Origin of the sequence: Gallibacterium genomosp. 1 (assembly GCF_001678575.1) — a bacterium.
Lineage (GTDB): Bacteria > Pseudomonadota > Gammaproteobacteria > Enterobacterales > Pasteurellaceae > Gallibacterium.
Window position 1 is genome coordinate 55,812 of sequence record NZ_JTJP01000037.1, and the last position, 25,616, is coordinate 81,427.

A 25,616-nucleotide genomic window follows, 5' to 3' on the forward strand; every position below is an offset into this window, starting at 1 on the left:
CTAATAAAAAAGGGTTAAGAGTTTATTTCGAAAACGATCATACACAAATGAAAATTATTATCAATAGTATTGACTTTTTATTTTTTAACAAATACTATCAACTCAATTAACAAAACAGTGAATGAGAGGTTTTTTCAATGAAATTAAAGCGATCACCTATTTACTTTGCACTTTGTTCATTGCTGCCATCATTGGGATGGGCAGAAATGTTAGAGGAAATAGAAGTTTCTGCTTTACGAGATCCGACAGAGTATGCTCAAACACAAAATAAAATTGAACGTTTAGATCGAAATCAGTTAGAGGAAGCACAAGCAACAAGTGTCGCCCAAGCAATTTCATCTAAACCGAATATTTCAATCTCTGGAGGGAGTCGTCCACTTGCTCAAAAAGTAAATATACGAGGGCTTAGCGGAACCCGTGTTGTGCAAGTGATTGATGGCGTTCGACAAAATTTTAATTTGGAACATCGCGGATCTTATTTTCTTCCGCCAAGCACCTTGGGACAAATTGAAGTGGTGAAAGGTCCAAGTAGTGCCTTGTGGGGCAGTGGTGCATTAGGTGGCGTAATGGCAATGCGAACGCTTAATGCCTTTGACTTACTTAAAAATAATGAGCATTGGGGCGTGTTAGTCAAACAGGGCTACCAATCCGCCAGCTCCCTCAGCGAAACCCAAGTGGCAGCTTATGGTGCGAATGAAAAATTTGATGTGCTAGTTCAGGGTTTTCGCAATAAAAGTAATAATTTACGTTTGGGTGAAAGTTTGGGTGAGTTGCCTTACAGTGGCCTAACTCAACAAGGGGGCTTGTTGAAAGCGGGCTGGCAAATTAACGAAACTAACCGTCTTGAACTAAATTTCCGCCACACAGTCAATAAGCAACTCGCCCCAGCTAATAATGAAATGGCAGAGCCTTATACGCCTATTGATTTTTTTGATTATGTTAAGAAAAGCCGTGACACAGGTGGTAAAGTGGATTACAGCGAAGCGGGCGGAACAACAGATTTAGCACAGCAAAAAATTGTCGATACAGGGCTTTCTTTGCGTTATCTCTTTAATCCAGAATCAGACTGGATAAATAGTGAATTGACCCTCTACACTAACCGCACTAAAGAAACGGAGCAAAACCAACGCACCCTCGCTAATGACGAAACTCGTTATCGCACTTGGGGTTTTAATTTCCGCAATACCTCAGAATTTGAGCGAGCTGCCTTCATTTATGGGGTGGATTTTTATCAAGATCACGCCATTACCGCAAGGGAGAAAAAACAACTTGATGGGACTTGTGCCAATAATCCCCTCGCGGGCTGTAAAGATCTTGCGACCGCAAAATACCGCCCAAACCCTTACAATGCGAAAGCCAATGTGTGGGGAACCTATTTGCTTAGCCACTTGAAACTTGCAGAGCAATGGACGCTTTCCCCAGCGTTGCGATTTGATCATTACAAAACCTCAGAAGTCAGCTCACAAAGCTATCAAAAAAGCCATTTATCGCCTGCATTGACGCTCAGCTATCAGCCAATAGACTGGTTTGACATTAATGTAAAATATAACGAGGCTTTCCGTGCTCCGAGCCTGCAAGAACGTTATGTTTCGGGCAATCACTTTGGTTATGACAGAATGCTGGTTACTTCTTTCCAATCAAACCCGGATCTCAAGCCCGAAGTTGCCCGTAATAAAGAAATTAATGTTAACTTCCATTGGCAAAATCTGTGGAAAGCGGAAGATTCGTTAAAAATTAGCACCGCACTTTTCCAAAATGACGTGAAAGATTTTATTAATCTTGAAGTAATTAAATATAATGATGAAGCAAAAGATATTCCTGAAATATTTCAATACCGCAATGTTCAAAATGCCCGTTTGCGTGGGGTAGAATTCAGCACAGAATACCAAACGCCAAGTTGGTCGCTCTATGCCAATTATGGAATGCTCAGAGGAAAAGATCGTCAAACGGGTGAAGCCTTGGAAAATATTAATGCAGATAGGATCATTGTTGGCGGAAATTATGCCGTGGTGGCAGATAAATTTTCCGTTGGCGGTCGCTTAAGCCATTACTTTGCCCAAAAACGCTTACCAAGCAAAACCACGCAAGAATATCCCGCTTACACCCTTGTGGATCTCACCGCGACCTATGCACCAAAACAAGGGGAGTGGGAAAACTTACGTGTTGATTTTGCGATTGAAAATCTCTTTGACAAAGCCTACACCCAAGCATTCAGCCTCACGCCATCGGCAGGGCGAAATGTGAAAGTGAGCGTGGCTTATCAATTCTAACGTTCAATAAAAAGGAAAGTTATGACATTACAACAACAGATTGCTCAGGCGTTGGAGGCTCAGCCTGAGCTACACACCCTTGATTTAGCAGAGAAATTCCAACTTCCTGAAGGAAAAATTCTCAAAAATTTACCACCGCACTTTGTGTCTTTCTTTACGGGGCAAGTGGAAGCCCTGCTTGCGGAAATCCACACTTGGGGCGAGGTGGTTACAATAATCGAAAAAGCGGGTTCGATCTTTGAAGTGTCGGGCGTTTTCCCACAGGGTAAAACAGGCTACGGCTATTTCAATCTGAATATGGATAAACAGCCAGATATCGCCTTGCACGGGCATCTCAAATTAGACCGCGTAAAAGACATTGCCCTTATCAGCAAGCCATTTCGCGGCAAAGAAAGCTATGCCATCGCCTTTATTACCGAAGATGACAATATACTATTTAAAATTTATCTCGGCAGAGATACGCAACGCCAGCTTTTCCCTCATCAAGTAGAAAAATTTAACCAACTGAAAAATAAGGAAATTTTATGCTAGATCGCCAACAGCGTTTAAATCACCGCTTAAAACCTGAAATTGAAGAATTAAAACAACAATGCAAAACCCTGTTACTAGCCACCGTTGATGAAGCGGGAATGCCGAATGCGAGCTACGCCCCTTTCGCAGAGAGCGAGCAAGGCTACTACATTTTTATTTCCACCATCGCCAAGCACGCCCGCAATTTGAAACAAAATGGCAAGGTGTCTTTAATGTTGATTGAAGACGAGCAATCCAGCCGCCAAATTTTCGCCCGCCACCGCTTAACCGCCGAGGCAGAAGTGATTGAAGTTCCGCGAAACACTCCCGAATGGGAACTTGGCACAGGCTTACTGCAACAACGCCACGGCAATCTAATGAAGGAATTGGTGAAAATGCAAGATTTCTCCCTCTTCCACCTTATTCCGAAACAGGGGCTATTTGTAAAAGGATTTGGACAAGCCTTCCAAGTTGATGCCAATAATGAAATTGATATTGTGCATTTAGATCAGGGGCATATTGAGGAGTCGTAGTTTTTGAGGCTTAAATTGTCGAGCAAAATGCAATTCCTCGTCAAAATAAATTTCATAAGACGTTCGTTAACCTAAACATTTATGAGGTCGATGGTTCATTTCATCGGCTTTTGTTTGGACACCACATTACTACACATAGACTCCTTAAATATAGCAAAGCTTACATTGATAATAGGCTTTTTTATTTACTCACCCCAAAATGCTGATACGTATGCAGTGTGGCGATTCTACCTCGCGGTGTACGTTGTAAGAAACCTTGCTGGATTAAATAAGGCTCCAACACATCTTCTATTGTTTCTTTCTCTTCACCGATCGCCGCAGCTAAATTATCCAAACCGACCGGGCCGCCGTCAAAACGCTCAATAATCGCCATTAACAATTTACGATCCATAAAATCAAAGCCTTCTGAATCAATATCCAACATCGTTAATGCCAATTTCGCAATCTCTACCGAAATAAAACCGTCATTTTTTACATCGGCATAATCTCGCACACGACGCAATAATCGATTCACGATTCGAGGTGTACCGCGTGAACGGCGTGCAATTTCGTGTGCCGCTTGCTCATCAATCTGAAGATTGAGACAATTTGCGCTACGCACCACAATGGAGGTTAAATCTTCAATGGAATAAAATTCCAAGCGTTGCACAATGCCAAAACGATCTCGCAATGGCGAAGTCAATGATCCAGCACGAGTCGTTGCACCAACTAAAGTAAACGGTGGCAAATCCAATTTAATCGACCGTGCTGCTGGCCCTTCACCAATCATAATATCCAGCTGATAATCTTCCATTGCCGGATACAACACTTCCTCGATTGCCGGTGATAAACGATGAATCTCATCAATAAACAGCACATCATAAGGTTCTAAATTGGTCAACATTGCTGCCAAATCACCGGCTTTTTCCAACACCGGGCCGGAAGTGGTGCGAATATTCACTCCCATTTCATTGGCAACAATATTGGCTAATGTGGTTTTGCCCAAACCGGGAGGGCCAAAAATCAACAGATGATCAAGTGCATCATTACGCATTTTTGCCGCTTTGATAAAAATATCCATCTGTTCCCGAACGTGTGGCTGTCCAACATAATCTTGCAATAATTTTGGACGAATTGCGCGGTCGATATATTCTTCTTCCGCTTTTGCTGTAGGGCTGATAATACGGTCTGCTTCAATCATATCTCTTTGCTTCTATGTATTGTTATAAGGCATTCTTCAAGGCTTCACGAATCAACTGTTCGCTATCCCATTCCGGTTTTGCCACACGTTTCACCATTTTTTCTGCTTCTGCCGGTTTATAACCTAAAGCAACTAATGCAGAAATGGCATCATCTATTGCTGAAACTTTATCTATTTCAAATTTATTTTGTGTTGAATTCTGTTCAATAAAGAAATCATCGTGCTGATATGATTTAAATTTGCCTTTCAGTTCAACAATCAAACGCTCGGCAGTTTTCTTTCCTACACCGGGAATCTTCACCAATTTCGACAATTCTTCATGTTCTATCGCATAAGAAAATTCATTCACTGACATTGCAGATAAAATAGCTAAGGCTAATTTAGGACCTATGCCATTGGTTTTAATTAATTCTCTAAATAGTGTGCGATCCTGTTTATGGTAGAAACCGAATAAGAGGTGAGCATCTTCTCTCACTACTAAATGCGTATAAATGGATGCTTCCATATTAACTTCCGGTAAATGATAAAAACTGGTCATTGGTAATAAAACTTCATAACCTATACCGTTCACCTCTAATAAGATTTCTGGTGGTGATTTTTCCAATAGAATACCGCGTAAATGCCCAATCATAATTACCTCATTTTGTCTTCATAGAGCAGACTAGCGCTGCCCTATAAAAATTTGTTCGTTAGCATACCTTTAAACTGTATAAATATCCAGTTAATTGGAAAATTTTCCTAATTTATTATCTCATTATCTGTGATTGACTTGAAAAAAGTTTTACACTCTTTTCTTGAATGCTCATAATAGAAACATTATTCCTTATAAGAAGAAAGAAGTTTATGGCAAAAAAAGATGGCATTGGTGAAATTATTCTGTTTTTTGTATCCATTTTGGCAGCTTTGGGATGGTTTTTCTCAAAGTATGCTTTAGTCGGCTTTCCGCCTGTCGGTTTTATTGGATTGCGTTTTTTCTCTGCTGCTTTGTTATTCTTGCCATTTGCCTATCCACAATTTAAACGTTTAACTCGAATCGAAGTAATGCGTGCCAGCTCCACAGGGCTGTTATTCGCTGCTTTTATGGCAACTTGGATTATTGCTATTACTTATAGCAATAATCTTGGTGAGGGAGCTTTTTTGATGAGCATTTCAATGTTAATCGCACCATTGATTTCTTGGTTGGTGTTTCATAATAAACCGTTACGCTCATTTTGGATTGCTTTGCCGATTGCACTTTCCGGTGTTTATTTATTGGCGATTTCTAAAGGTGAATTGCATTTTTCGACTGACAGTCTATTCTATTTACTTGCCTCGCTATTCTCAGCAAGTTATTTTGTTTTACACAATCAATATTCAAAATCGATTCCGGCTTTAGCTTTAACTACATTGCAACTTTCCGTCGTTGGTGTGCTTTGCCTTAGTTACTCATTAATAGTTGAACCGTGGAAAAGTGAAGTGCCGACTTCAGCAATTATGTGGCTAACCATTAGCGTGCTAATCGGTACTAATTTCCGCTATATGTTGCAAACAATCGGGCAACGTTACTGCAATATTGCTAACGCTTCTATTATTATGTTGCTTGAACCGGTGTGGACAATGATAATGAGTGTTTGGTGGCTTGATGAACAATTAACAGCATTAAAATTGGCTGGTAGCGTATTAATCCTCGCCGCCTTATTAATTTATCGAATTAAAAATTTAATCGCATTTATTCGCCGTAAAAATTATTAACTTTTCTATTTCAACTGCTTCCAATACAATAGCGAGCTTTTAAAAAGGATTAATCAAATGGTAGATCATATTTATTGGCTGACAATGTCTTCTCCGATTGGCAATTTACAGCTTTTTGCTCAAGAACAACATTTAATTAGTGTATTGTTTGAACGCGAACAGGTACAGACACAGCAAAATTGGCGTTATGATGATCAACATCCGGTGTTGCAACAAACAAAAAACGCTTTAATACAATATTTCGCTGGACAAAGAACAGAATTTTCTGATCTGCCATTACATTTAATTGGTACGGAATTTCAACGTGCAGTTTGGCTTGCATTATTAAAAATCCCTTTTGGTCAAACTGCTAGTTATGCTGATATTGCTAATCAAATAAGAAAACCAAAAGCCGTGCGTGCGGTCGGTGGTGCTGTTGGTAGAAATCCTATCAGCATTATTGTGCCTTGTCATCGTATTCTCGGCAAACAACAGCAGCTCACCGGTTTTGGTGGCGGATTGCCGGCAAAACGCTATTTGTTACAACACGAAAACATCGCTTTTGTTGATAAAGGCATTGAATTTGTCAATCCGAAACATTGGCATCAATTAGAAAAATAAGAGGAAATTTATGTTAAGTTATCGCCACAGTTTTCATGCTGGCAATTTTGCCGATGTGCTGAAACATATTGTGCAACTTTTAATTATTGATGCGTTACAGCAAAAAGAGAAAGGTTTTCTCTATTTAGATACGCACGCCGGCGCTGGTCTTTATTCATTGCAAAGTTTTGAAGCAGAAAAAACAGCGGAATTTGAGCAAGGCATCGGTTATTTATGGCAACGCCAAGATCTTCCCGAAACGGTGAAATATTATCTGGATCAAGTTGCGAAAGTAAATTCCCAACAAAAACTTCGTTTTTATCCCGGTTCCCCGCTATTGGCGGCAAATTTATTGCGTCCGCAAGACAGAGCCATTTTAACGGAATTACATCCGAGCGATTATCCGTTATTACGCAAAAATATGCAGCCTTATAAAAATGTACAGGTTAAACGTGATGACGGTTTTCAGCAGTTGAAGGCAGTCTTGCCGCCAAAAGAACGGCGTGGATTTATTCTGATCGATCCGCCATATGAATTAAAAGAGGATTATCAGCTTGTAGTGGATGCCATTGTTGAGGGCTATAAACGTTTTGCTACCGGCACATACGCCATTTGGTATCCGGTTGTTTTACGTCAACAAATTAAGAAAATGGTACGTGCTTTAGAACAGACTAAGATCCGTAAAATCCTACAAGTTGAATTGGGAATTCGTCCTGATACCGCACAACGAGGAATGACGGCAAGCGGAATGATCGTGATTAATCCGCCTTGGAAATTAGAAGCACAAATGAAAGCCATTTTGCCTTATTTAGTTAACGTTTTAGCTCCGGAAGGTACCGGATATTGGGAGCTACATTGGATTTCGCCGGAATAAATATTGCTATTACCAATTAAACCAATTTATGTTAACAGTTGGCTTATTTTATTTAATTTCGTCAAAATAAACGACATTACAGTTTAAATTTAATGGGAGAACAAAAATGAGAGAATATGATTATATTGCTATTGGCGGTGGTAGCGGTGGTATCGCTTCGATTAACCGTGCTGCGAGCTATGGTCAAAAATGTGCTATTATTGAAGCCAAATATCTTGGTGGTACTTGTGTAAATGTGGGTTGTGTGCCGAAAAAAGTAATGTGGTACGGTGCGCAAATTGCTGAAGCAATTAATCTCTATGCGCCGGATTATGGTTTTGATGTTACCGTTAATCAATTTGATTTTGCAAAATTACGTGAAAGCCGTGAAGCCTATATTGATCGTATTCATCAATCCTATGAGCGCGTTCTTGGTAATAACAAAGTTGATGTTATTCGCGGTTTTGCAAAATTTGTTGATGCGCATACTGTTGAAGTCAACGGCGAATTAATCAAAGCAAAACATATTCTAATCGCAACCGGCGGTCGTCCAAGTCATCCAGACATTGAAGGAGCGGAGTACGGTATTGATTCTGATGGCGTATTTGCATTGACATCGTTGCCAAAACGTATTGCTGTAGTTGGTGCAGGTTATATTGCAGTGGAATTGGCGGGTGTTTTACATAGCTTAGGTGTTGAAACCCATCTATTTGTGCGTAAACACGCACCGTTGCGTAATTTTGATCCGTTAATTGTTGAAACTTTAGTAGAAACTATTAATAACGAAGGTCCAACTCTACATACTCAAGCTATTCCACAAAAAGTGGTGAAAAATGATGACGGCTCACTCACACTCTTTTTAGAAGATGGACGCTCACAAACCGTAGATTGCCTTGTCTGGGCGATCGGTCGTGTGCCGATGACCGATCAGCTCAATTTAGAAGCTGCTGGTGTGAAAACCAACAGCAAAGGCTTTATTGAAGTTGATAAATATCAGAATACCAATGTGCAGGGCATTTATGCAGTCGGCGATAATACCGGTGCGGTTGAATTAACACCGGTTGCAGTAGCAGCCGGTCGCCGTTTATCTGAACGTTTGTTCAATAATAAACCGACTGAACATTTAGATTATAACTTAATCCCAACTGTGGTTTTCAGTCACCCACCAATCGGCACGGTAGGATTGACCGAGCCACAAGCCATTGAACTATATGGCGCAGAAAATGTGAAAGTGTACAAATCAACCTTTACTTCTATGTATACCGCTGTAACGCAACACCGCCAACCTTGCCGAATGAAATTAGTTTGCATCGGCTCAGAAGAAAAAATTGTTGGTTTGCACGGTATTGGTTTTGGCGTAGATGAAATGATTCAAGGTTTTGCTGTTGCTATTAAAATGGGGGCAACTAAAAAAGATTTTGATAATACGGTGGCAATTCACCCGACAGGTTCGGAAGAATTTGTGACAATGCGTTAATTTTTTATAATAAAAATCCTCGTTATTTTGTTGAAATAGCGAGGATTTTTTGTTTTTGGGATAGAAATTATTCTTTAAAGTTTTTCATAAATTGACCGGCTTTTTCCACCATATTTTTTGATCCGATAAAGAGTGGTGTACGCTCGTGTAATGCAGTTGGTTGAATATCAAGAATACGGCGATAGCCGTCAGTTGCCATACCGCCAGCCTGTTCAGCAAGAAATGCCATTGGATTGCCTTCATATAATAGACGAAGTTTACCGTTTGGATAGCGAGTGGTAGTTGGGTAAATGTAAATACCTCCTTTCAACATATTACGGTGGAAATCAGAAACCAATGAGCCAATATAACGTGAAGTATAAGGACGATTGCTTGCTTCATCTTCTTCTTGGCAATATTTAATATATTTTTTCACGCCCATTGGGAACTTCAAATAATGCCCTTCGTTAATGGAGTAGCAAGTACCATCTTGTGGAATTTTGATATTTTCGTGGGAAAGAATAAATAGACCGAGAGAAGGATCGTAAGTAAAACCGTTTACGCCGTTACCAGTGGTGTAAACCAACATAGTGGATGAACCGTAAACGATATAACCGGCGGCAACTTGGCGATTACCTGGTTGCAAGAAATCTTCCAGAGTAACCGGTTGACCAATTGGTGAAACACGGCGGTAGATAGAGAAAATAGTACCAACGGCAACGTTTACATCGATATTAGATGAGCCGTCCAAAGGATCGGTTAAGATAATATATTTTGCATTGCGTGCACGTTCTGTATCGAAAGCAACGATATTTTCTTCTTCTTCCGAACCGAAGCCGGCAACTTCATCACGAGAAATAAGTGCTGCTTTCATTTTTTCGTGAGCGAATGCATCAAGTTTCATTTGTGCTTCGCCTTGTACATTTTGAACACCTGAATTTCCGATAATATCATTGGTTAAACCGGCTTTGTTAATATCACGGTGGATAATTTTAGCTACTAAACGAATAGATGAAAGAATACCGCTAAGTTCACCTTTAGCATTAGGGTATTCAGCTTGTTTTTCTACAATAAATTGACCTAGAGTTTTCATAATAAACCTTACTTTTAGTATGAGAAGTTATACTGTTAAAGATAACATTTTCTAATAAATGTTATAAAAATTTTTTAAAGTAAAATAAAAAAATGAGAAACAGATCACAAATTTATTTTACCTTTTGATTCAATTAGTTTATTTTCGCAATGAAATATTGAAATTTAATTTTTGGATTAATTGCTTGTAATAACTGTTTTGCCATTGTGCGCTGTTGCATTTTTGTCGGTAATTCAACCATTACTGCTGCTGTAATATCCTGATCTTGATGACCAGATAATCTCACTAAATTTATTGCGACCTGTAATGCCGGTAAACTTGGATTAAAAGCTGCATTTTCTGCATATCGACCGGTTAAAATGGTGTCGTCTTTTAATAAAAGGGCTACACCGCAATAAGCTTGACTATAAGGTGCGTGAGAACGATTTGCTGCTAACAATGCCTGTTGAGATAACGGTTCAAAATTTTCTATTATTAATTTGTTGTTATGTGGATCAAACAGACAAGTTTTTATATCAAGATCTTTCGGGCCGAAAGCATCGGGCAAATATTGATGTAAACGATTATTTTGAGCGTGTGGTAAATGAATATAAAGTTGTTCTGCACTGTTTAATTCATTCATAAATTGGCGACAATGTCCGCAAGGTGTGTAATTTACGGTGACAGCAGTAATGGTGGCTTCGTTATTCATCCAAGCGTGTGAGATTGCACTTTGTTCGGCGTGAATAGTCTGTTGCATACTGCTATCGCAAAACTCCTGATTTGCGCCAAAATAAAGTGCGCCGCTGATGCCGTGTGCCACAGCACCAACATTAAAATTGGAAATAGGAGTAACGGAATAACAAGCCGCGATAGGAAGTAATTGCAATGCCAAATGGTTTACGCTTATTTTAAAGTTTTTGCAGAGATCACTGACGATTTGTGGCGATAATTTTCCAACAAAATGTTGTTGAGAAAGGGCTTGATAAATGTCATTAGCAAGAATTTGATCATCCCACTGTGCGAGCTGCATCTGAATTGCTTTAATTTTTGGATTAGTTGTTGCCATCATAATATCCCTCTTATTTCTGACGTATGACATTATAATAAAACAAATCCTTTTATTCGGTTTAAATAACCTTCATTTTTGTGACGTAGGTAAAATTATTTGCGATAAATATTGTTTTTGAGCTAGTTTTGCTTGGAAAAATCGTGAATTTTGTAGGCGGTCATACCATTATTTTTGAAATCACTTATACTGGCTAACTTTTATGGTTATTGGAGAAGTGGTGTTAATGCATTTTCAGATTGTTGCTCAAACAGAAAATTTTGTAGTTATCAATAAGCCTTGTGGTGTCAGTGTGCATAAAGATGATAATGAACAGGGTTTAACGACACAGCTTGCCGAACAGATTGGTGTGGATCGGGTTTGGTTGATTCATCGCTTGGATAAAAGCACTTCCGGCTTATTATTGTTAGCATTGAATAGACAAGCGGCAGCTGAATTATCAACACAGTTTGCCGCACACCAAGTGCAAAAAATTTATCTGGCATTGGCAACGGAAAAACCGAAGAAAAAACAGGGATTGGTTAAGGGAGATATGGTGCGGAGTCGGCGTGGAATGTGGAAATTAGCACCAACCTATAGTAATCCTGCAATAACACGTTTTTATTCAATCAATTGTGAAAAAGGATTGCGTTTGTTTGTGTTAAAACCGCAAACTGGGAAAACTCATCAGTTGAGAGTAGCGATGAAAAGTTTGGGCAGCCCAATTTTGGGTGATCCTTTATATGGCGATAAATCGCTGACAGATCGATGTTATTTGCACGCAGCAATATTGGCGTTTTCATTTTCCGGAGAACGGTTTTGTTATTCGGTTTTACCACAAGGTGTTTATTTTGAACGAGAGTGTGTAAAAGTACAAATTGAGGCAGCATTACAACAAGAAATGACAGAAATACAACAATAAAACGTGATTTTTTAAGCGGTTAGTATTATCATTACTTCACTTTTAACTATTTCATTTCAGTTTAATTATGACCACATTATTTTTTAGTTTTCGATTTTTTTACTCTTAGTATCTAAGAGGCGATTAGTTTAACTAAAATATTGGCAATTAAACTGACAAGCCTCCTCGGTATGGAGGCTTTTTTTATGACAAATTTTGGACGATTATTGAGTTATTTAAATCACAGAGGAAAGGTATGCAAAACCTAGAACAGATTACAGAGCAAGCCTTAGCGGCGATTACAGCAGCTCAGGACGGAAAGGCATTAGAGGCTATTCGTGTTGAGTATTTCGGAAAAAAAGGGCCTTATACATTATTAATGCAGGGGCTTCGTGAACTATCCGCCGAAGAGCGTCCGGCGATGGGGGCGAAAATTAATGAAGCAAAACAGATAGCACAATCCGCATTGAATGCGAAAAAAGCTGAGTTGGAAGAGGCGGAGTTAAATACTAAATTGGCAAAAGAGCGGATTGATGTCACTTTACCGGGACGTAAATTAGAAAATGGTGGGTTTCATCCGGTGACATTAACAATTGAGCGCGTGGTGAAATTTTTCTCTGAACTCGGCTTTGCTGTGGAAACAGGTCCAGAAATTGAGACTGATCATTATAATTTCGATGCGTTGAATATTCCGGCACATCATCCGGCACGTGCTGATCACGATACATTTTGGTTTGATGCGGAACGTTTATTACGTACCCAAACTTCAGGCGTACAGATTCGGACAATGGAAAAACAGCGTCCTCCGATTCGTATTATTGCACCAGGTCGTGTTTATCGTAACGATTATGATCAAACACATACACCAATGTTTCATCAAATCGAATTATTGTTTGTTGATAAAAAGGCTAATTTCACTGAATTAAAAGGCTTGTTACACGATTTCTTGCGAAACTTCTTTGAAGAAGATTTGCAGGTGCGTTTTCGTCCTTCTTATTTCCCATTCACCGAACCTTCTGCGGAAGTGGATGTGATGAGAAAAAATGGAAAATGGTTGGAAGTGTTAGGTTGCGGAATGGTACACCCAAATGTGTTACGCAATGTCGGCATTGATCCGAATGAATATTCCGGTTTTGCGGTTGGTATGGGGGTAGAGCGTTTAACAATGTTGCGTTATAACGTGACTGATTTACGCGCTTTCTTCGAAAATGATCTACGTTTTTTAAAACAGTTTAACTAATTTGCAGGGAGATATTTGAAAAAATGAAATTCAATGAATCGTGGTTGAGAGAATGGGTTAATCCTGCGATTAGCACCGAACAGTTATGTGATCAAATCACAATGCTAGGTTTGGAAGTTGATGGCGTTGAACCGGTTGCTGGTGACTTTAGTAACGTGGTGGTTGGTGAAGTAGTTGAATGTGCACAACATCCGGATGCTGATAAACTGCGTGTAACTAAAGTGGATGTCGGTGATGGTGAGCTGTTAGATATTGTCTGTGGTGCACCAAATTGTCGTAAAGGATTAAAAGTGGCTTGTGCGAAAGTTGGTGCAGTGTTACCGGGTGATTTTAAAATCAAGAAAGCCAAGTTAAGAGGGCAACCTTCTGAAGGAATGTTATGTTCCTATGCTGAGTTGGCAATTTCAACTGACGGTAATGGCATCATTGAGTTACCGGCAGATGCTCCTATCGGTATGGATTTGCGTGAATATCTCAAATTAAATGATAAAGCGATTGAAATTAGTTTAACACCGAACCGTGCGGATTGTTTGAGTATCCGTGGAATTGCTCGAGAAGTGGCTGTGGTGAATAAATTAGCGATGAACCAATTGCAGTTTACGCCAGTAAAATCAACCATCAGTGATAAAGTAGCGATTGAATTAAATGCACCTGAGGCTTGCCCACGTTATTTATTGCGTATGGTAAGAAATGTTAATGTGCAAGCATCAACACCGATTTGGATGCAGGAAAAATTACGCCGTTGCGGTATTCGTTCTATCGATCCAGTGGTTGATGTTACCAATTATATTTTGTTGGAGTTAGGTCAGCCAATGCACGCGTTTGATGCGGATAAAGTTGCTCAACCTATTCAAGTCAGAATGGCGAAAACCGGCGAAAAATTAGTATTGTTGGACGGTACAACAGCAGAGTTAAAAGAGAATACATTGTTAATCGCTGATCAAAATGGGCCATTAGCAATGGCTGGAATTTTTGGCGGTGAAGCAAGCGGTGTGAGTGCAAATACAAAAAATGTGATTTTAGAATCTGCCTTTTTTGCTCCGTTGGCTATTACTGGGCGTGCTAGACAGTATGGTTTGCATACAGATTCTTCTCATCGTTTTGAGCGTGGTGTTGATTTTGAATTACAGCGTTATGCGATGGAGCGTGCTACTGCATTGTTAATTGAAATTTGTGGTGGTGAAGCTGGTGAAATTTGTGAGGTTGTTGATGAAAATGCATTACCAAAATTAAATCCGGTAACATTGCGTCGTGAAAAATTGGATCACTTGCTAGGTCATCATATTGAAACTGAAAGTGTTACTGATATTTTGCAGCGTTTAGGCTTCCAAGTTTCCTATGCAAATGATGTTTGGACTGTGGTGCCGACCAGCTGGCGTTTCGATATTGAAATCGAAGAGGATTTAATCGAAGAGGTGGCGCGTATTTACGGTTATAACACCATTCCGAATAATGCACCGTTGGCGCATTTGATGATGCGCGAACATAAAGAGTCGGATGTTTCATTAAGTCGCATTAAAACAGCGTTTGTTGAACACGATTATCAAGAAGCGGTCACTTATAGTTTTGTTGATCCGAAAGTGCAGCGTTTATTGCACCCTGAGCAAGAAGCGTTGATTTTGCCAAATCCGATCTCTGTTGAGATGTCAGCAATGCGCGTTTCCTTATTGAGCGGATTGCTTGGTGCAGTGGCATATAACCAAAATCGTCAACAATCTCGAATTCGTCTATTTGAAAGCGGTTTGCGTTTTGTTGTTGATGCCGATCATCCGATTGGGGTGCGTCAAGAGTTTGTGATTGGTGGGGTAATTTCAGGTAATCGTCATAATGAGCATTGGGCAATTAAGTCGGAAGCTGTCGACTTCTTTGATTTGAAAGGTGATTTAGAAAGTATTTTTGATCTCTCCAACGCTGGAAAAAATATTAAATTTGTTGCAAAATCGTATCCAGCCTTGCATCCGGGGCAATCAGCTGCCATTATGTTGGGTGATGAGGAGATCGGTTTTATCGGTACAATCCATCCTCGTGTAGCACAAAAATTGGATTTAAACGGAAAAGTTGTCGTGTTTGAAGTTTTATGGGATAAGATTTCACATAAAGATGTTATTCAAGCCAAAGAAATTTCCCGTTTCCCTGCTAACCGCCGCGATTTGGCGATTATTGTGGCAGAGAATGTGACTGCCGACGAGGTGTTGACGGTTTGTCGTGAGGCTGCCGGTGCACAATTAACACAAATTAATTTATTTGATGTTTATCAAGGTGCAGGGATTGCCGAAGGAATGAAGAGTTTAGCGATTAGCTTGATTTTACAAGATAATGAAAAAACGCTAAGTGATGAAGAAATTTCAGCAGTGGTAGATACCGTGTTATCTGCATTGAAAGAGAAATTAAACGCTTATTTGAGAGATTAATTTATGACACTAACAAAAGTAGAACTTGCTGAAAATTTGATTGAGAAATTCAATCTAAATAAAAATGATGCAAAAGAGTTGGTTGAATCATTTTTTGAAGAAATTCGTCAGGCGCTTGAGTCCGGTGAAGAGGTGAAGTTATCCGGTTTTGGAAACTTTGAATTGCGTGATAAAACATCACGTCCGGGTCGTAATCCTAAGACAGGTGAGTATGTGCCGATTACTGCGCGTCGTGTTGTAGTGTTCAAAGCAGGGCAAAAATTGCGGGCACGCGTTGAGAAATCTAAACCGAAAGATTAATTGAATAAAAAGAGTATTCCTTGAACAGGGGTACTCTTTATTTTATCTGTTTCTTGTAAGAATGGAGAATGTCCGTGTTAAAAATAAAACTAACATCTTCTGTTAAAACAAGTTTAATTATTGGTTTAGTCTTAGGATTGGCAGCTTGTTCATCACATCGTCATTCATATAACAGTCGGATGCCTGATCCGATTTATACGATGGCACAGCTCAGTGAGCAGCAGCACGAATGGTATCGCACTCCTTATCGGATAGGTGGCAATACGAAAAGTGGGGTTGATTGTTCCGGCTTTGTGATGAGAACGTTTTCGGATCGTTTTGCGATTCAATTACCACGCACAACTACGGCACAATCTAAAGTAGGCATTGAAGTTGGTTTGGATGAAATTCAAACCGGTGATTTGGTTTTTTTTAAAACCGGCAGAGGTCCTAACGGTTATCACGTTGGTATTTATGTGAAAAATAACCAATTTTTGCACGCTTCTACCAAAGGTGGTGTTATCTATTCCTCGCTGAATAATCCTTATTGGAATAAAGCATTTTGGCAAGTTCGTCGCTTGTAGCCGATTTTTTAAAATAAGCCAAGTAAAGATGAAAAAACCTGCTGAAAAAAGCAGGTTTTTTTGTGTTAATTATTATGGAAGCGTCAGTTATTTGAACATTGCTGAAATGGATTCTTCATTGCTGATACGTCGGATTGCTTCTGCTAACATACCAGACAGTGTCAATACCCTTACTTTATTCAACGCAATAATTTCTGGTCTAAGAGGGATAGTGTCAGTAACAACAATTTCATCTAATGCTGGGCTAGCAATATTTTTCGGTGCTGAACCAGAGAAAACAGCGTGCGTTGCATAAGCAAATACACGTTTTGCACCACGCTCTTTTAATGCTTCTGCCGCTTTACATAATGTACCACCGGTATCGATCATATCATCAACCAAGATACAATCACGATCAGCAACATCACCGATAATATGCATTACTTGAGAAACATTTGCACGAGGGCGACGTTTATCAATAATCGCCATATCGGTATCATTTAATAATTTGGCTACTGCACGAGCGCGAACTACACCACCGATATCCGGAGAAACAACGATAGGATTTTCCAAATCAGTTTTCTTCAAAATATCATCCAATAGAACCGGTGAACCGAAAACATTATCTACAGGCACATCAAAAAAACCTTGAATTTGTTCTGCGTGTAGGTCGCAGGTTAAAACACGGTCAACGCCGACATTAGATAAAATATCTGCTACCACTTTTGCTGTAATCGGCACACGGGAAGAGCGCACACGCCGGTCTTGACGAGCATAACCGAAATAAGGCACTACCGCAGTAATTCTTCCGGCAGATGCACGGCGAAGAGCATCAATCATTACCACTAATTCCATTAGATTATCATTAGTTGGTGCACAAGTGGATTGAACGATAAATACATCGGAACCACGTACATTTTCATTGATTTGGATTTGGATCTCACCATCACTGAAACGACCCACAATGGCATCGCTAAGTGAAGTATAAAGACGTTCAGAAATTTTTTTGGCTAGTTCTGGTGTTGCATTACCAGCAAACAGCTTAATGTCAGGCATTTTTAACCTCAGAGTTGGTTTTTTAATATTCAGATTGCAGTGCAATCCACACGTTAACAATTTTGTTGCATATTCTCAAGGACAAGGTATAACGGAGAACGATTTATCCCTTTAGCAACAAACCCTGATAAGTGGGTCGGGCGTTGTTGATATACGGCTATTGCTGCATCTTGCGAATCAAACTCGGCAAAAATGCACGCGCCAGTCCCTGTTAAACGGGTCGGTGCATATTGTACCAACCACTGAATAGCTTGTTCAACCTCAGGATAATGATCTCGCACAACTTTTTCGCAATCGTTTGTATAAACATCGGCTAATAATTGTGACAAAGATCGTTTTGGCGTATTTCTCGGCAATTTCGGATCTTGAAAGATTTTTGCGGTGGAAATCGCCACATTCGGTTTTAATACCACATAATATTTCTCATCCGGTTCACAATAGCTGATTTTTTCACCGACACCTTCGGCAAAAGCAGATTTACCGTGAACAAAAATCGGCACATCCGCACCGAGTTTTAAACCGAGTTCGGCTAATTGAGAGAGCGAAAGATTTGTTTGCCACAAATAATTCAAGGCGACTAATGTTGTTGCCGCATCGGATGAACCACCGCCAACGCCGCCACCCATCGGTAGCTTTTTCTCAATGGAGAGAGAAGCACCTAGCGAAGTTTGCGTGTATTGTTGTAATAATTTTGCGGCACGAAAAATAAGATTCTCTTCAAGAACAACGTTATCTAATTGATTTTCCAAAGTGATATTGCCACTGTTATTTATTGTTACCGTGAGCTGATCTGAAAAATCTAAAAATTGGAATAATGTTTGTAATTCGTGATAACCATCTTCACGTCGCCCATTAATATATAAAAAAAGATTTAATTTTGCTGGGCAAGGAAATGAAAAAGAACGATTTAAAAAAGAGTTATTTTTAACCATTAGAAAGTCCATTTTTTAATTTGAATTTTTAATGTTTTATCTGGGCTACTAATAAATAAATTTTGCGGCAACTTTGGAGATTGTTGATTATAATTTATATATTTCGCCTGCCATATTTCATTTTGCCATTGATAATCAAAATGGCTTAATAAACCCTGCTGATTCACAACATAATTTTGTGTATTTCCCGGTAACCCTTTTAACCAATTTGGAAATTGTTCTACCGGAAAATCAAAGCCGATAATATCTTGCAATAATTGATGAATATCCTTATCGACATAATAATTCCCTTTATTATCGAAAATTACGGTATTATTTGCTGTTTTTTCAATAGTTAATGTACTGCGACTTAATAAGGAAGAAAAATATAAACGATAATGTTGCTCATCTAAATATTGCCATTGAAAAGAGGAAGAAAAACGTTCTTTTTTACTGATATATCCTAATTGTCCTTCTGCTATATAATGGTTAATTGCATTTACCATTTGCTGATGGTGTAACCATACTGGATCATTGTGAGGTAATGTAACCTGAGGGGTAACGAATTGTCCATCATTTGCACAACCTATAAATAATAAGGTTAATCCCGATAATAAACCGAGCCGTACTGTCTTTTTAATATTCACTGTCTATTCCTGATATGAGAGATGAGAGTGATATTTTAATCAAAAGTGGATGGGATGGAAAGGAGAGCAATATTTAGGATAAAAAACGGCCAATTGAAGGTTGATTTTTCATCATTTTTATAGGGTATTTTCAGTAAGTTTTTATAAGAAAATAATTTAATAAGTTATCAAAGAGAAAAGTGTGCTCCATATCGCATAATGATGATTAAAAAAAGAAAATAGGGCTAAAATACAAATTTGTAATTTCGTTTTTTAGGGGGATTTTAGTATTATTATTTGTAACAAACTTTACAAAGGAGTAACTATGTCATTAGAAATTTCCTGCAAGATTGCGTTTGTTTCGCTCTATTAAGAAGCAACAAAATTTATCCCTTCAGAAGCTTGGAAACAAATAGAAAAGCATATCCCGATAACATTATTGGAGGCTATCAATGAATACCAATCTATTATCAAAGAGATTAATGTTGAAGCTAATCGGATTGTGCTGGGTTCGGAACAGTTAGTGGAGTAGCTTCAATCACAATTAACCTCTTTATTTGAAAATATCAATCTAACTTCTGATAGATACACTAATAAATAATATGAAAAAACCTCTTAGGCTGCTTGGTTCAGCTTAAGAGGTTTTTTGTTTTTTTAAGAGGCAACCATTACCATCGCAGGACGAATAACGCGTCCGTTTAGTAGATAGCCTTTTTGTAGAACGGTAGTGATTTGATTAGCGTTGAAGCCTTCGGTTGGTTGCATTGAGATTGCTTGGTGAAGATCTGGATTAAAAGTTTCACCTACAACGCCGACTGGTTCGATACCGAATTTAGCTACGGTAGAAAGGAGGTCTTTTAGGGTAAGTTCTACTCCATCAAAAAGAGCTTTTACGCTTTCATCTTCAGAGGTGTTTGGCGTTGCAGCAGCTCGCTCTAAATTATCAATTACATTAAGAATTTCTTTAGCAAATTTTTCTAAGCCAAATTTATGTGCTTTTTCTACATCCGATTCTGTACGACGGCGGATATTGTCAATTTCAGCACGAGCTCTTAACATAATATCCTGTTCTTTTTTTGCAGCTTCTTCTAATTGACTTTCTAAATCTTGGATTTTGGCAAGTGCTTCACTTAATGGATCGATTTCGGTGTTTTTTTCTTGCTCGTTCGTTTGTTCTGTTTCTATTGATTGTTGATTGACTTCTTCATTCATAACGTTTTGTTCATTGTTTTGTTGTTCAGACATAATATTCTCCAAAATCAAAAAGGGGCATTTTACGGCGACTAGTTTAACAAAAAACACTATTACCGCCAATTATTCGGCATGAGATATTAATTAAGTCAAAATTATCGCCGATAGTTATGTTAATATAAGCCTCATTTAGTGCAATTCAAGGATTGCGTTGTTATCAATTGGGTAATTGTTATGCAAGAATTTAGAATGAAACTGCAACAGCATACATTACATCGTTCGTTTCGTACGATTGGTGTTGTAGGGCAGCCTCGACACGATGATCGCCTGCAAATGCATCAAGATCTGTTTATTTGGTTAAAACATCGTGGTTATCACGTGTTGGTTGAGCCGGAAGTTGGTAAGGCTTTGCAATTAGAGGCAAAACATATTGCTATGTTGGATGAGATTGGCTCAATGGCAGAATTAGTGATTGTGATTGGCGGTGACGGCAATATGCTGGGGAAAGCACGCATACTTGCTCGTTATGATACAGCGTTGATTGGGATTAATCGTGGAAATTTGGGATTTTTAACTGATATTGACCCAGATCAGGTGTATCAACAGTTATCATCCTGTTTGGATCGTGGCGAATTTTTTGTGGAAGAACGCTTTTTATTGGATGTGAATGTGGAACGAGAAGGACAGGTTATTGCGTCAAATCAAGCGATTAATGAGGTTGTGATTCATCCAGCAAAAATTGCACATATGATTGATTTTCAAGTTTATATTAATGATAAATTTTGTTTTTCGCAGCGCTCTGACGGCTTGATTATTGCTACACCGACCGGCTCAACCGCTTATTCATTGTCTGCCGGTGGACCGATTTTAACGCCATTATTAAATGCAATTACATTGGTACCGATGTTCCCTCATACTCTATCTTCTCGTCCGTTGGTGGTGGATGGCGACAGCAAATTGCACTTTCGTTTTGCACAGTATAACGTGCGGCAGTTAGAGGTGAGTTGTGATAGTCAGGTGAATATCCCTTTTTGTATTGATGATGTGATTGTGGTGAAAAAGAGCGATTTGCGGATGAAATTACTGCATTTACAAGATTATAACTACTATAACATCCTCAGTTCTAAATTAGGTTGGCTAAAAAAATTATTTTAAATTTCAAGAAACACTTTACTGTATAAAAAAACAGTATATACTGATATTTATACAGTATTGGAGGTTTCTTATGCTCACTCAATTACGCATCAATAATTTTGCTATTGTTAATCGTCTTACCTTAGATTTTGCACAAGGAATGTCTGTTATTACCGGTGAAACCGGTGCCGGCAAGTCAATTGCATTGGATGCCTTAGAGGTCTGTTTGGGGCAGCGTGCGGAGAGCGGAATGTTGCGTTCCGGTGAATCAAGAGCGGATGTTAGTGCGTTGTTTTCATTGCAAAATAATTCTGAGGCACAGCAATGGTTGCAAGCACACGAATTGGATGATGAGGAAAATCCGGAAGAGTGTGTTTTGCGCCGTACAATTAGTGCGGATGGTCGCTCAAAAGGATTTATTAATAATCAACCGGTGCCTGCCGCTCAATTACGTGAGTTAGGTGCATTATTGGTGCAAATCAGCGGGCAGCACTGTTCTCAACAATTATTGAAGCCTGAATATCAATTACAACTATTGGATACCTTTTGTCATAACCAAAGTTTATTACAGCAGTTAAATCATCAATTTCATTTGTGGAAGCAACAACAACAAAAATTGGCGGATTTTCGTCAACAATGTGCGGAAAACGAGGCAAGAAAACAGCTATTACATTATCAAATTGAAGAATTGAATGAATTTGCCTTAAAACAGGGGGAGTTTGAGGAGCTGGATTCTACACAAAAACGATTGGCAAATAGTGAATTGTTAAGCCGTGGTTCGCAATCCGTTTTACAGTTGTTGTCGGAAAATGAAACCGCGAATATCGAAAATTTATTAAATAAAACAGTAAGCTATTTAGATGAATTGGTTGAGGCGGATGAGCAATTTAAAGAGGCACAACAATTAATTCAACAGGCGCAGATCTACGTTCAAGAAGCTTTTTCTGAAGTGCAGCATCTTGCTTATCGTATCGAGGATGATCCGGAGTTATTGGCTAATACGGAAATGCGTTTAAAACAGGCGTTACAATTAGCACAAAAACATCGGGTTAATGTTTCAGAATTACCGGTTTATCATCAGCAATTAAAGCGTGAATATGAGCAGTTAGCGGAATATATTGATGGTGAAGATCTGTTAGTCGAAGCGGAACAGCAGGCTTATCAGCAGGCAATGAAAATTGCAAAACAGCTGTCAGAGCGTCGACAGCAAGGGGCTATTTTATTAGCTAAAGCAGTAACGGCGGAAATTAAACAGTTAGCAATGGAAAATGCTGAATTCGATATTCAATGTACGACGGAATCGCAGAAATTATCCAATAAAGGCATAGATCAAATTACGTTTATGTTGTTAAGTAATCTGGGTGAAAGTTTTCAGCCATTGCACAAAAATGCTTCCGGCGGTGAATTATCTCGAATCGCATTGGTGTTACAAACATTAACTTCTGATCAAAGTGCTGTTCCAACTGTGATTTTTGATGAAATTGATGTAGGTATCAGTGGCGCAACCGCCAATATTGTCGGTAAACTTTTACGGTCATTAGGTGAAAAAGTGCAGATTTTATGTATTACGCATTTGCCGCAAGTTGCATCACACGGGCATCAACATTATAAAGTTGAAAAATATTGCAAAGCCGGAAAAACAGAAACACAGGTTAGTTTATTAAATGCGGAGGAACGAGTAAAAGAGTTGGGCAGACTGCTTGGTGGCAGTGAAGTAACGCCATTATCGTTGGCTAATGCGGAAGAAATGCTGGCGTTAGCAAGTTAAGCGTTAATGGCAGAAAGAGCAGTTTTTTATTCATATCTCAAAAAGAGGGCTTAAAGCCTTGTACTATAAGGTTTTAAGCCACTTTTTAGCAACAATTTTGTCTACTATGCCTATTTTGTCCTATATGCCTTTTGTTTACTATGGCTTTTGCTCTATATGTCATTTTTTCAATGAAAAAAGCGGATAAAACCAACGATTTTGTCCATTAGAACGAGAAGGTAAGCAAAATAAAGCTAGGCAAAATAAAAGAAAAAACAACATTTTTTCTATGTCGTTGCCGTGATGGTAAAAGAGGCTTTGAAGAGGGATAGATACCGCCTATCTGATGCTTTATCGAGCCATATAGGCGGTATGTCTTTGGCGAAAAAATTTATTTCGCAATACGTTTATATTTTATACGTTTTGGTTGTATAGATTCAGCACCGAAAGTTTTTTTCTTCCATTCTTCATAATCAGAGAAATTACCTTCATAGAAAGTGACCTTGCCTTCATCTCCATAATCCAAAATGTGCGTAGCAATACGATCCAAGAACCAGCGGTCGTGTGAGATAACCAGCACGCAGCCAGGGAATTCCAAAATGGCATTTTCCAATGCTCGCAAGGTTTCTACGTCAAGATCATTGGTTGGTTCATCAAGGAGAAGCACATTCCCTCCACGTTGCAATAATTTTGCTAAATGCAAACGTCCACGTTCACCTCCGGATAATTCACCAACACGTTTTTGTTGATCAACACCTTTAAAGTTGAAACGCCCCACATAAGCACGGCTTGGGATTTCAAAATTACCTATCTTCATAATATCTAAACCGCCGGATACTTCTTCCCACACGGTTTTACTATTGTCCATTTTATCGCGGAATTGTTCGACTGAAGAAAGGACAACAGTATCACCTAACGTGATAGAACCGCTATCAGGCTGTTCCTGTCCAGATAACATTTTGAATAGAGTGGATTTTCCAGCTCCGTTTGCTCCGATAATACCGATAATTGCACCTTTAGGAATATTAAAAGATAGATTATCAATTAAAGTACGATCACCATATGATTTGGATAAATTTTCCACTTCAATGACTTTATCTCCTAAGCGAGGACCAGGTGGGATAAAAAGTTCGTTGGTTTCATTACGTTTTTGATAATCGCTACTATTTAATTCTTCAAATCTAGCCATACGGGCTTTACTTTTCGCCTGACGACCTTTTGGATTTTGGCGAACCCACTCAAGTTCTTTTTCAATCGATTTTTGGCGAGCAGATTCAGTAGCAGCTTCTTGTGCTAAGCGTTTCTCTTTTTGCTCCAACCAAGAAGAGTAATTGCCTTGCCAAGGAATGCCTTCCCCACGATCAAGCTCTAAAATCCAACCGGCAACATTATCCAAGAAGTAGCGGTCGTGGGTAATAGCCACAACCGTGCCTTCATAATCGTGTAAGAAACGTTCCAACCAAGCCACAGATTCCGCATCAAGATGGTTTGTTGGTTCGTCCAATAACAGCATATCCGGCTTTTCTAATAGCAGACGGCAAAGTGCAACACGACGGCGTTCACCACCGGATAAATGTTCGATTTTACTGTCCCAATCAGGTAAACGTAAGGCATCTGCTGCACGCTCTAATTGATTCTGTAAGTTATGACCGTCGTGAGCTTGGATAATCGCTTCTAATTCAGCTTGTTCTGCTGCTAATTTATCAAAATCCGCATCTGGATCAGCATATAGTGCATAAACTTCATCTAATCGGGTTAATGCATTTTTCACTTCGTGAACTGCTTCTTCAATCGCTTCTCGCACGGTCTGTTGTGGTTCTAGTTTTGGTTCTTGTGGCAAATAACCGATTTTAATGCCAGGTTGTGGACGGGCTTCCCCTTCAAATTCTTTATCTACGCCTGCCATAATGCGCAATAAGGTAGATTTACCGGCACCGTTTAAACCTAGTACACCGATTTTTGCACCGGGAAAGAAACTTAACGAAATATCTTTTAAAATTTGACGCTTCGGTGGCACAACTTTGCTCACGCGATGCATTGTAAAAACAAATTGTGTGGACATAGTTCTCGCTGTTTGTTTTGTGATTGGATAAAAGCATTATTCTACTGGAAATTATTGCTTTTGACTATTTCACGATGAAAATTTCAGTAACACCGAAAAAATGAAAAGATCTGATGAATCATATTGGCTGAATAAAACATAAAAATATGCTTTTATATACAAAATATGATTGCAACAAGGAATGTTGGAATAGTAATATCAATCAGACTATTTATATAAATAGTACACCACAGCATTATATTTAATTACCATTGCTATTTGAG

The 25,616-nt window shown here is 39.0% G+C and carries 23 protein-coding genes; 14 read left to right on the forward strand and 9 right to left on the reverse strand.

Features of this window, described 5'->3' with window-relative positions; translation table 11 throughout:
- Positions 1-137: 137 nt before the first annotated feature.
- Genes QV04_RS07510 through hutZ form a run of 3 tightly spaced genes read left to right on the forward strand, consistent with a single transcriptional unit; the run spans position 138 to position 3,313 of the window.
- Positions 138-2,270, forward strand: coding sequence for a TonB-dependent hemoglobin/transferrin/lactoferrin family receptor (locus QV04_RS07510; RefSeq protein ID WP_065233356.1), 2,133 nt, complete (start codon positions 138-140; stop codon positions 2,268-2,270).
- A gap of 21 nt (positions 2,271-2,291) precedes the next feature.
- Positions 2,292-2,801, forward strand: a complete 510-nt coding sequence (gene hutX / locus QV04_RS07515) for a heme utilization cystosolic carrier protein HutX (protein ID WP_039134946.1) — start codon at positions 2,292-2,294, stop codon at positions 2,799-2,801.
- A complete protein-coding gene (gene hutZ / locus QV04_RS07520) occupies positions 2,795-3,313 on the forward strand; it encodes a heme utilization protein HutZ (RefSeq protein WP_065233357.1) in 519 nt (172 codons plus the stop codon). Before hutX ends, hutZ begins: the two co-directional genes overlap by 7 nt.
- A gap of 181 nt (positions 3,314-3,494) precedes the next feature.
- Here the strand turns inward: hutZ and ruvB are convergent, their stop codons facing one another.
- Together ruvB and ruvA are read right to left on the reverse strand one after the other, a co-directional pair.
- Positions 3,495-4,493, reverse strand: a complete 999-nt coding sequence (gene ruvB, locus QV04_RS07525) for a Holliday junction branch migration DNA helicase RuvB (RefSeq protein ID WP_039095558.1) — start codon at positions 4,491-4,493, stop codon at positions 3,495-3,497.
- 22 nt (positions 4,494-4,515) lie between these two features.
- Positions 4,516-5,124 (reverse strand): Holliday junction branch migration protein RuvA, encoded by a 609-nt coding sequence (gene ruvA, locus QV04_RS07530; protein WP_065233358.1) that lies wholly within the window; start codon positions 5,122-5,124, stop codon positions 4,516-4,518.
- A gap of 212 nt (positions 5,125-5,336) precedes the next feature.
- On the opposite strand from ruvA, the gene QV04_RS07535 reads away from it, so the two are divergent.
- The 4 genes from QV04_RS07535 (at position 5,337) to gorA (ending at position 9,133) form a co-directional block, all read left to right on the forward strand.
- Complete coding sequence (locus QV04_RS07535) at positions 5,337-6,224, forward strand: DMT family transporter (RefSeq protein ID WP_039134938.1); 888 nt, start codon at positions 5,337-5,339, stop codon at positions 6,222-6,224.
- Between the two features lie 57 nt (positions 6,225-6,281).
- On the forward strand, positions 6,282-6,824 hold the full coding sequence (locus QV04_RS07540; RefSeq protein WP_013747038.1) for a methylated-DNA--[protein]-cysteine S-methyltransferase: 543 nt from the start codon (positions 6,282-6,284) through the stop codon (positions 6,822-6,824).
- Between the two features lie 10 nt (positions 6,825-6,834).
- Positions 6,835-7,677 (forward strand): 23S rRNA (adenine(2030)-N(6))-methyltransferase RlmJ, encoded by an 843-nt coding sequence (locus QV04_RS07545; protein ID WP_065233359.1) that lies wholly within the window; start codon positions 6,835-6,837, stop codon positions 7,675-7,677.
- 106 nt (positions 7,678-7,783) lie between these two features.
- A complete protein-coding gene (gorA, locus tag QV04_RS07550) occupies positions 7,784-9,133 on the forward strand; it encodes a glutathione-disulfide reductase (protein WP_065231187.1) in 1,350 nt (449 codons plus the stop codon).
- Between the two features lie 67 nt (positions 9,134-9,200).
- Here the strand turns inward: gorA and fbp are convergent, their stop codons facing one another.
- Positions 9,201-10,205 (reverse strand): class 1 fructose-bisphosphatase, encoded by a 1,005-nt coding sequence (gene fbp, locus QV04_RS07555; protein WP_039089781.1) that lies wholly within the window; start codon positions 10,203-10,205, stop codon positions 9,201-9,203.
- Between the two features lie 133 nt (positions 10,206-10,338).
- Entirely contained in the window at positions 10,339-11,256 is a 918-nt protein-coding gene (cdd, locus tag QV04_RS07560) for a cytidine deaminase (RefSeq protein ID WP_065231188.1), read from the reverse strand.
- A 199-nt stretch (positions 11,257-11,455) separates the two neighbouring features.
- On the opposite strand from cdd, the gene QV04_RS07565 reads away from it, so the two are divergent.
- The 5 genes from QV04_RS07565 (at position 11,456) to QV04_RS07585 (ending at position 16,647) form a co-directional block, all read left to right on the forward strand.
- Positions 11,456-12,154, forward strand: a complete 699-nt coding sequence (locus QV04_RS07565; protein WP_039136276.1) for a TIGR01621 family pseudouridine synthase — start codon at positions 11,456-11,458, stop codon at positions 12,152-12,154.
- 235 nt (positions 12,155-12,389) lie between these two features.
- The gene (gene pheS / locus QV04_RS07570; protein ID WP_039089775.1) at positions 12,390-13,373 is read left to right on the forward strand and encodes a phenylalanine--tRNA ligase subunit alpha; all 984 of its coding nucleotides are present in this window, start codon (positions 12,390-12,392) and stop codon (positions 13,371-13,373) included.
- Positions 13,374-13,396: 23 nt separating this feature from the next.
- Positions 13,397-15,784: a phenylalanine--tRNA ligase subunit beta gene (gene pheT / locus QV04_RS07575; RefSeq protein ID WP_065231189.1), complete on the forward strand. Its 2,388-nt coding sequence runs from the start codon at positions 13,397-13,399 to the stop codon at positions 15,782-15,784.
- Between the two features lie 3 nt (positions 15,785-15,787).
- Positions 15,788-16,084, forward strand: a complete 297-nt coding sequence (locus QV04_RS07580; protein WP_018347353.1) for an integration host factor subunit alpha — start codon at positions 15,788-15,790, stop codon at positions 16,082-16,084.
- 68 nt (positions 16,085-16,152) lie between these two features.
- The gene (locus QV04_RS07585) at positions 16,153-16,647 is read left to right on the forward strand and encodes a C40 family peptidase (protein ID WP_013747047.1); all 495 of its coding nucleotides are present in this window, start codon (positions 16,153-16,155) and stop codon (positions 16,645-16,647) included.
- A gap of 87 nt (positions 16,648-16,734) precedes the next feature.
- Here the strand turns inward: QV04_RS07585 and QV04_RS07590 are convergent, their stop codons facing one another.
- From QV04_RS07590 to grpE, 4 genes are all read right to left on the reverse strand, one after another.
- A complete protein-coding gene (locus QV04_RS07590; protein WP_039136268.1) occupies positions 16,735-17,682 on the reverse strand; it encodes a ribose-phosphate pyrophosphokinase in 948 nt (315 codons plus the stop codon).
- Positions 17,683-17,735: 53 nt separating this feature from the next.
- Positions 17,736-18,614, reverse strand: a complete 879-nt coding sequence (gene ispE, locus QV04_RS07595; RefSeq protein ID WP_065231190.1) for a 4-(cytidine 5'-diphospho)-2-C-methyl-D-erythritol kinase — start codon at positions 18,612-18,614, stop codon at positions 17,736-17,738.
- Positions 18,614-19,240, reverse strand: coding sequence for a lipoprotein insertase outer membrane protein LolB (lolB, locus tag QV04_RS07600; RefSeq protein ID WP_065231191.1), 627 nt, complete (start codon positions 19,238-19,240; stop codon positions 18,614-18,616). Before lolB ends, ispE begins: the two co-directional genes overlap by 1 nt.
- Positions 19,241-19,873: 633 nt before the next feature.
- The gene (grpE, locus tag QV04_RS07605; RefSeq protein ID WP_065231192.1) at positions 19,874-20,464 is read right to left on the reverse strand and encodes a nucleotide exchange factor GrpE; all 591 of its coding nucleotides are present in this window, start codon (positions 20,462-20,464) and stop codon (positions 19,874-19,876) included.
- Between the two features lie 180 nt (positions 20,465-20,644).
- Here grpE and QV04_RS07610 point away from each other — a divergent pair, with 180 nt between their 5' ends.
- Together QV04_RS07610 and recN are read left to right on the forward strand one after the other, a co-directional pair.
- Entirely contained in the window at positions 20,645-21,565 is a 921-nt protein-coding gene (locus QV04_RS07610; RefSeq protein ID WP_065231193.1) for an NAD(+) kinase, read from the forward strand.
- Between the two features lie 70 nt (positions 21,566-21,635).
- Positions 21,636-23,312, forward strand: a complete 1,677-nt coding sequence (recN, locus tag QV04_RS07615; protein ID WP_065231194.1) for a DNA repair protein RecN — start codon at positions 21,636-21,638, stop codon at positions 23,310-23,312.
- 370 nt (positions 23,313-23,682) lie between these two features.
- Here the strand turns inward: recN and ettA are convergent, their stop codons facing one another.
- Positions 23,683-25,353, reverse strand: coding sequence for an energy-dependent translational throttle protein EttA (gene ettA, locus QV04_RS07620; RefSeq protein ID WP_065231195.1), 1,671 nt, complete (start codon positions 25,351-25,353; stop codon positions 23,683-23,685).
- Between the last annotated feature and the right edge of the window lie 263 nt (positions 25,354-25,616).

What these genes read in the sequence shown, in the direction of transcription:
- QV04_RS07510 (WP_065233356.1), top strand. Translation starts at nt 138, where the DNA reads ATGAAATTAAAGCGATCACCTATTTACTTTGCACTTTGTTCATTGCTG.
- hutX (WP_039134946.1), top strand. Translation starts at nt 2,292, where the DNA reads ATGACATTACAACAACAGATTGCTCAGGCGTTGGAGGCTCAGCCTGAG.
- hutZ (WP_065233357.1), top strand. Translation starts at nt 2,795, where the DNA reads ATGCTAGATCGCCAACAGCGTTTAAATCACCGCTTAAAACCTGAAATT.
- ruvB (WP_039095558.1), bottom strand. Translation starts at nt 4,493, where the DNA reads ATGATTGAAGCAGACCGTATTATCAGCCCTACAGCAAAAGCGGAAGAA.
- ruvA (WP_065233358.1), bottom strand. Translation starts at nt 5,124, where the DNA reads ATGATTGGGCATTTACGCGGTATTCTATTGGAAAAATCACCACCAGAA.
- QV04_RS07535 (WP_039134938.1), top strand. Translation starts at nt 5,337, where the DNA reads ATGGCAAAAAAAGATGGCATTGGTGAAATTATTCTGTTTTTTGTATCC.
- QV04_RS07540 (WP_013747038.1), top strand. Translation starts at nt 6,282, where the DNA reads ATGGTAGATCATATTTATTGGCTGACAATGTCTTCTCCGATTGGCAAT.
- QV04_RS07545 (WP_065233359.1), top strand. Translation starts at nt 6,835, where the DNA reads ATGTTAAGTTATCGCCACAGTTTTCATGCTGGCAATTTTGCCGATGTG.
- gorA (WP_065231187.1), top strand. Translation starts at nt 7,784, where the DNA reads ATGAGAGAATATGATTATATTGCTATTGGCGGTGGTAGCGGTGGTATC.
- fbp (WP_039089781.1), bottom strand. Translation starts at nt 10,205, where the DNA reads ATGAAAACTCTAGGTCAATTTATTGTAGAAAAACAAGCTGAATACCCT.
- cdd (WP_065231188.1), bottom strand. Translation starts at nt 11,256, where the DNA reads ATGATGGCAACAACTAATCCAAAAATTAAAGCAATTCAGATGCAGCTC.
- QV04_RS07565 (WP_039136276.1), top strand. Translation starts at nt 11,456, where the DNA reads ATGGTTATTGGAGAAGTGGTGTTAATGCATTTTCAGATTGTTGCTCAA.
- pheS (WP_039089775.1), top strand. Translation starts at nt 12,390, where the DNA reads ATGCAAAACCTAGAACAGATTACAGAGCAAGCCTTAGCGGCGATTACA.
- pheT (WP_065231189.1), top strand. Translation starts at nt 13,397, where the DNA reads ATGAAATTCAATGAATCGTGGTTGAGAGAATGGGTTAATCCTGCGATT.
- QV04_RS07580 (WP_018347353.1), top strand. Translation starts at nt 15,788, where the DNA reads ATGACACTAACAAAAGTAGAACTTGCTGAAAATTTGATTGAGAAATTC.
- QV04_RS07585 (WP_013747047.1), top strand. Translation starts at nt 16,153, where the DNA reads ATGTCCGTGTTAAAAATAAAACTAACATCTTCTGTTAAAACAAGTTTA.
- QV04_RS07590 (WP_039136268.1), bottom strand. Translation starts at nt 17,682, where the DNA reads ATGCCTGACATTAAGCTGTTTGCTGGTAATGCAACACCAGAACTAGCC.
- ispE (WP_065231190.1), bottom strand. Translation starts at nt 18,614, where the DNA reads ATGGTTAAAAATAACTCTTTTTTAAATCGTTCTTTTTCATTTCCTTGC.
- grpE (WP_065231192.1), bottom strand. Translation starts at nt 20,464, where the DNA reads ATGTCTGAACAACAAAACAATGAACAAAACGTTATGAATGAAGAAGTC.
- QV04_RS07610 (WP_065231193.1), top strand. Translation starts at nt 20,645, where the DNA reads ATGCAAGAATTTAGAATGAAACTGCAACAGCATACATTACATCGTTCG.
- recN (WP_065231194.1), top strand. Translation starts at nt 21,636, where the DNA reads ATGCTCACTCAATTACGCATCAATAATTTTGCTATTGTTAATCGTCTT.
- ettA (WP_065231195.1), bottom strand. Translation starts at nt 25,353, where the DNA reads ATGTCCACACAATTTGTTTTTACAATGCATCGCGTGAGCAAAGTTGTG.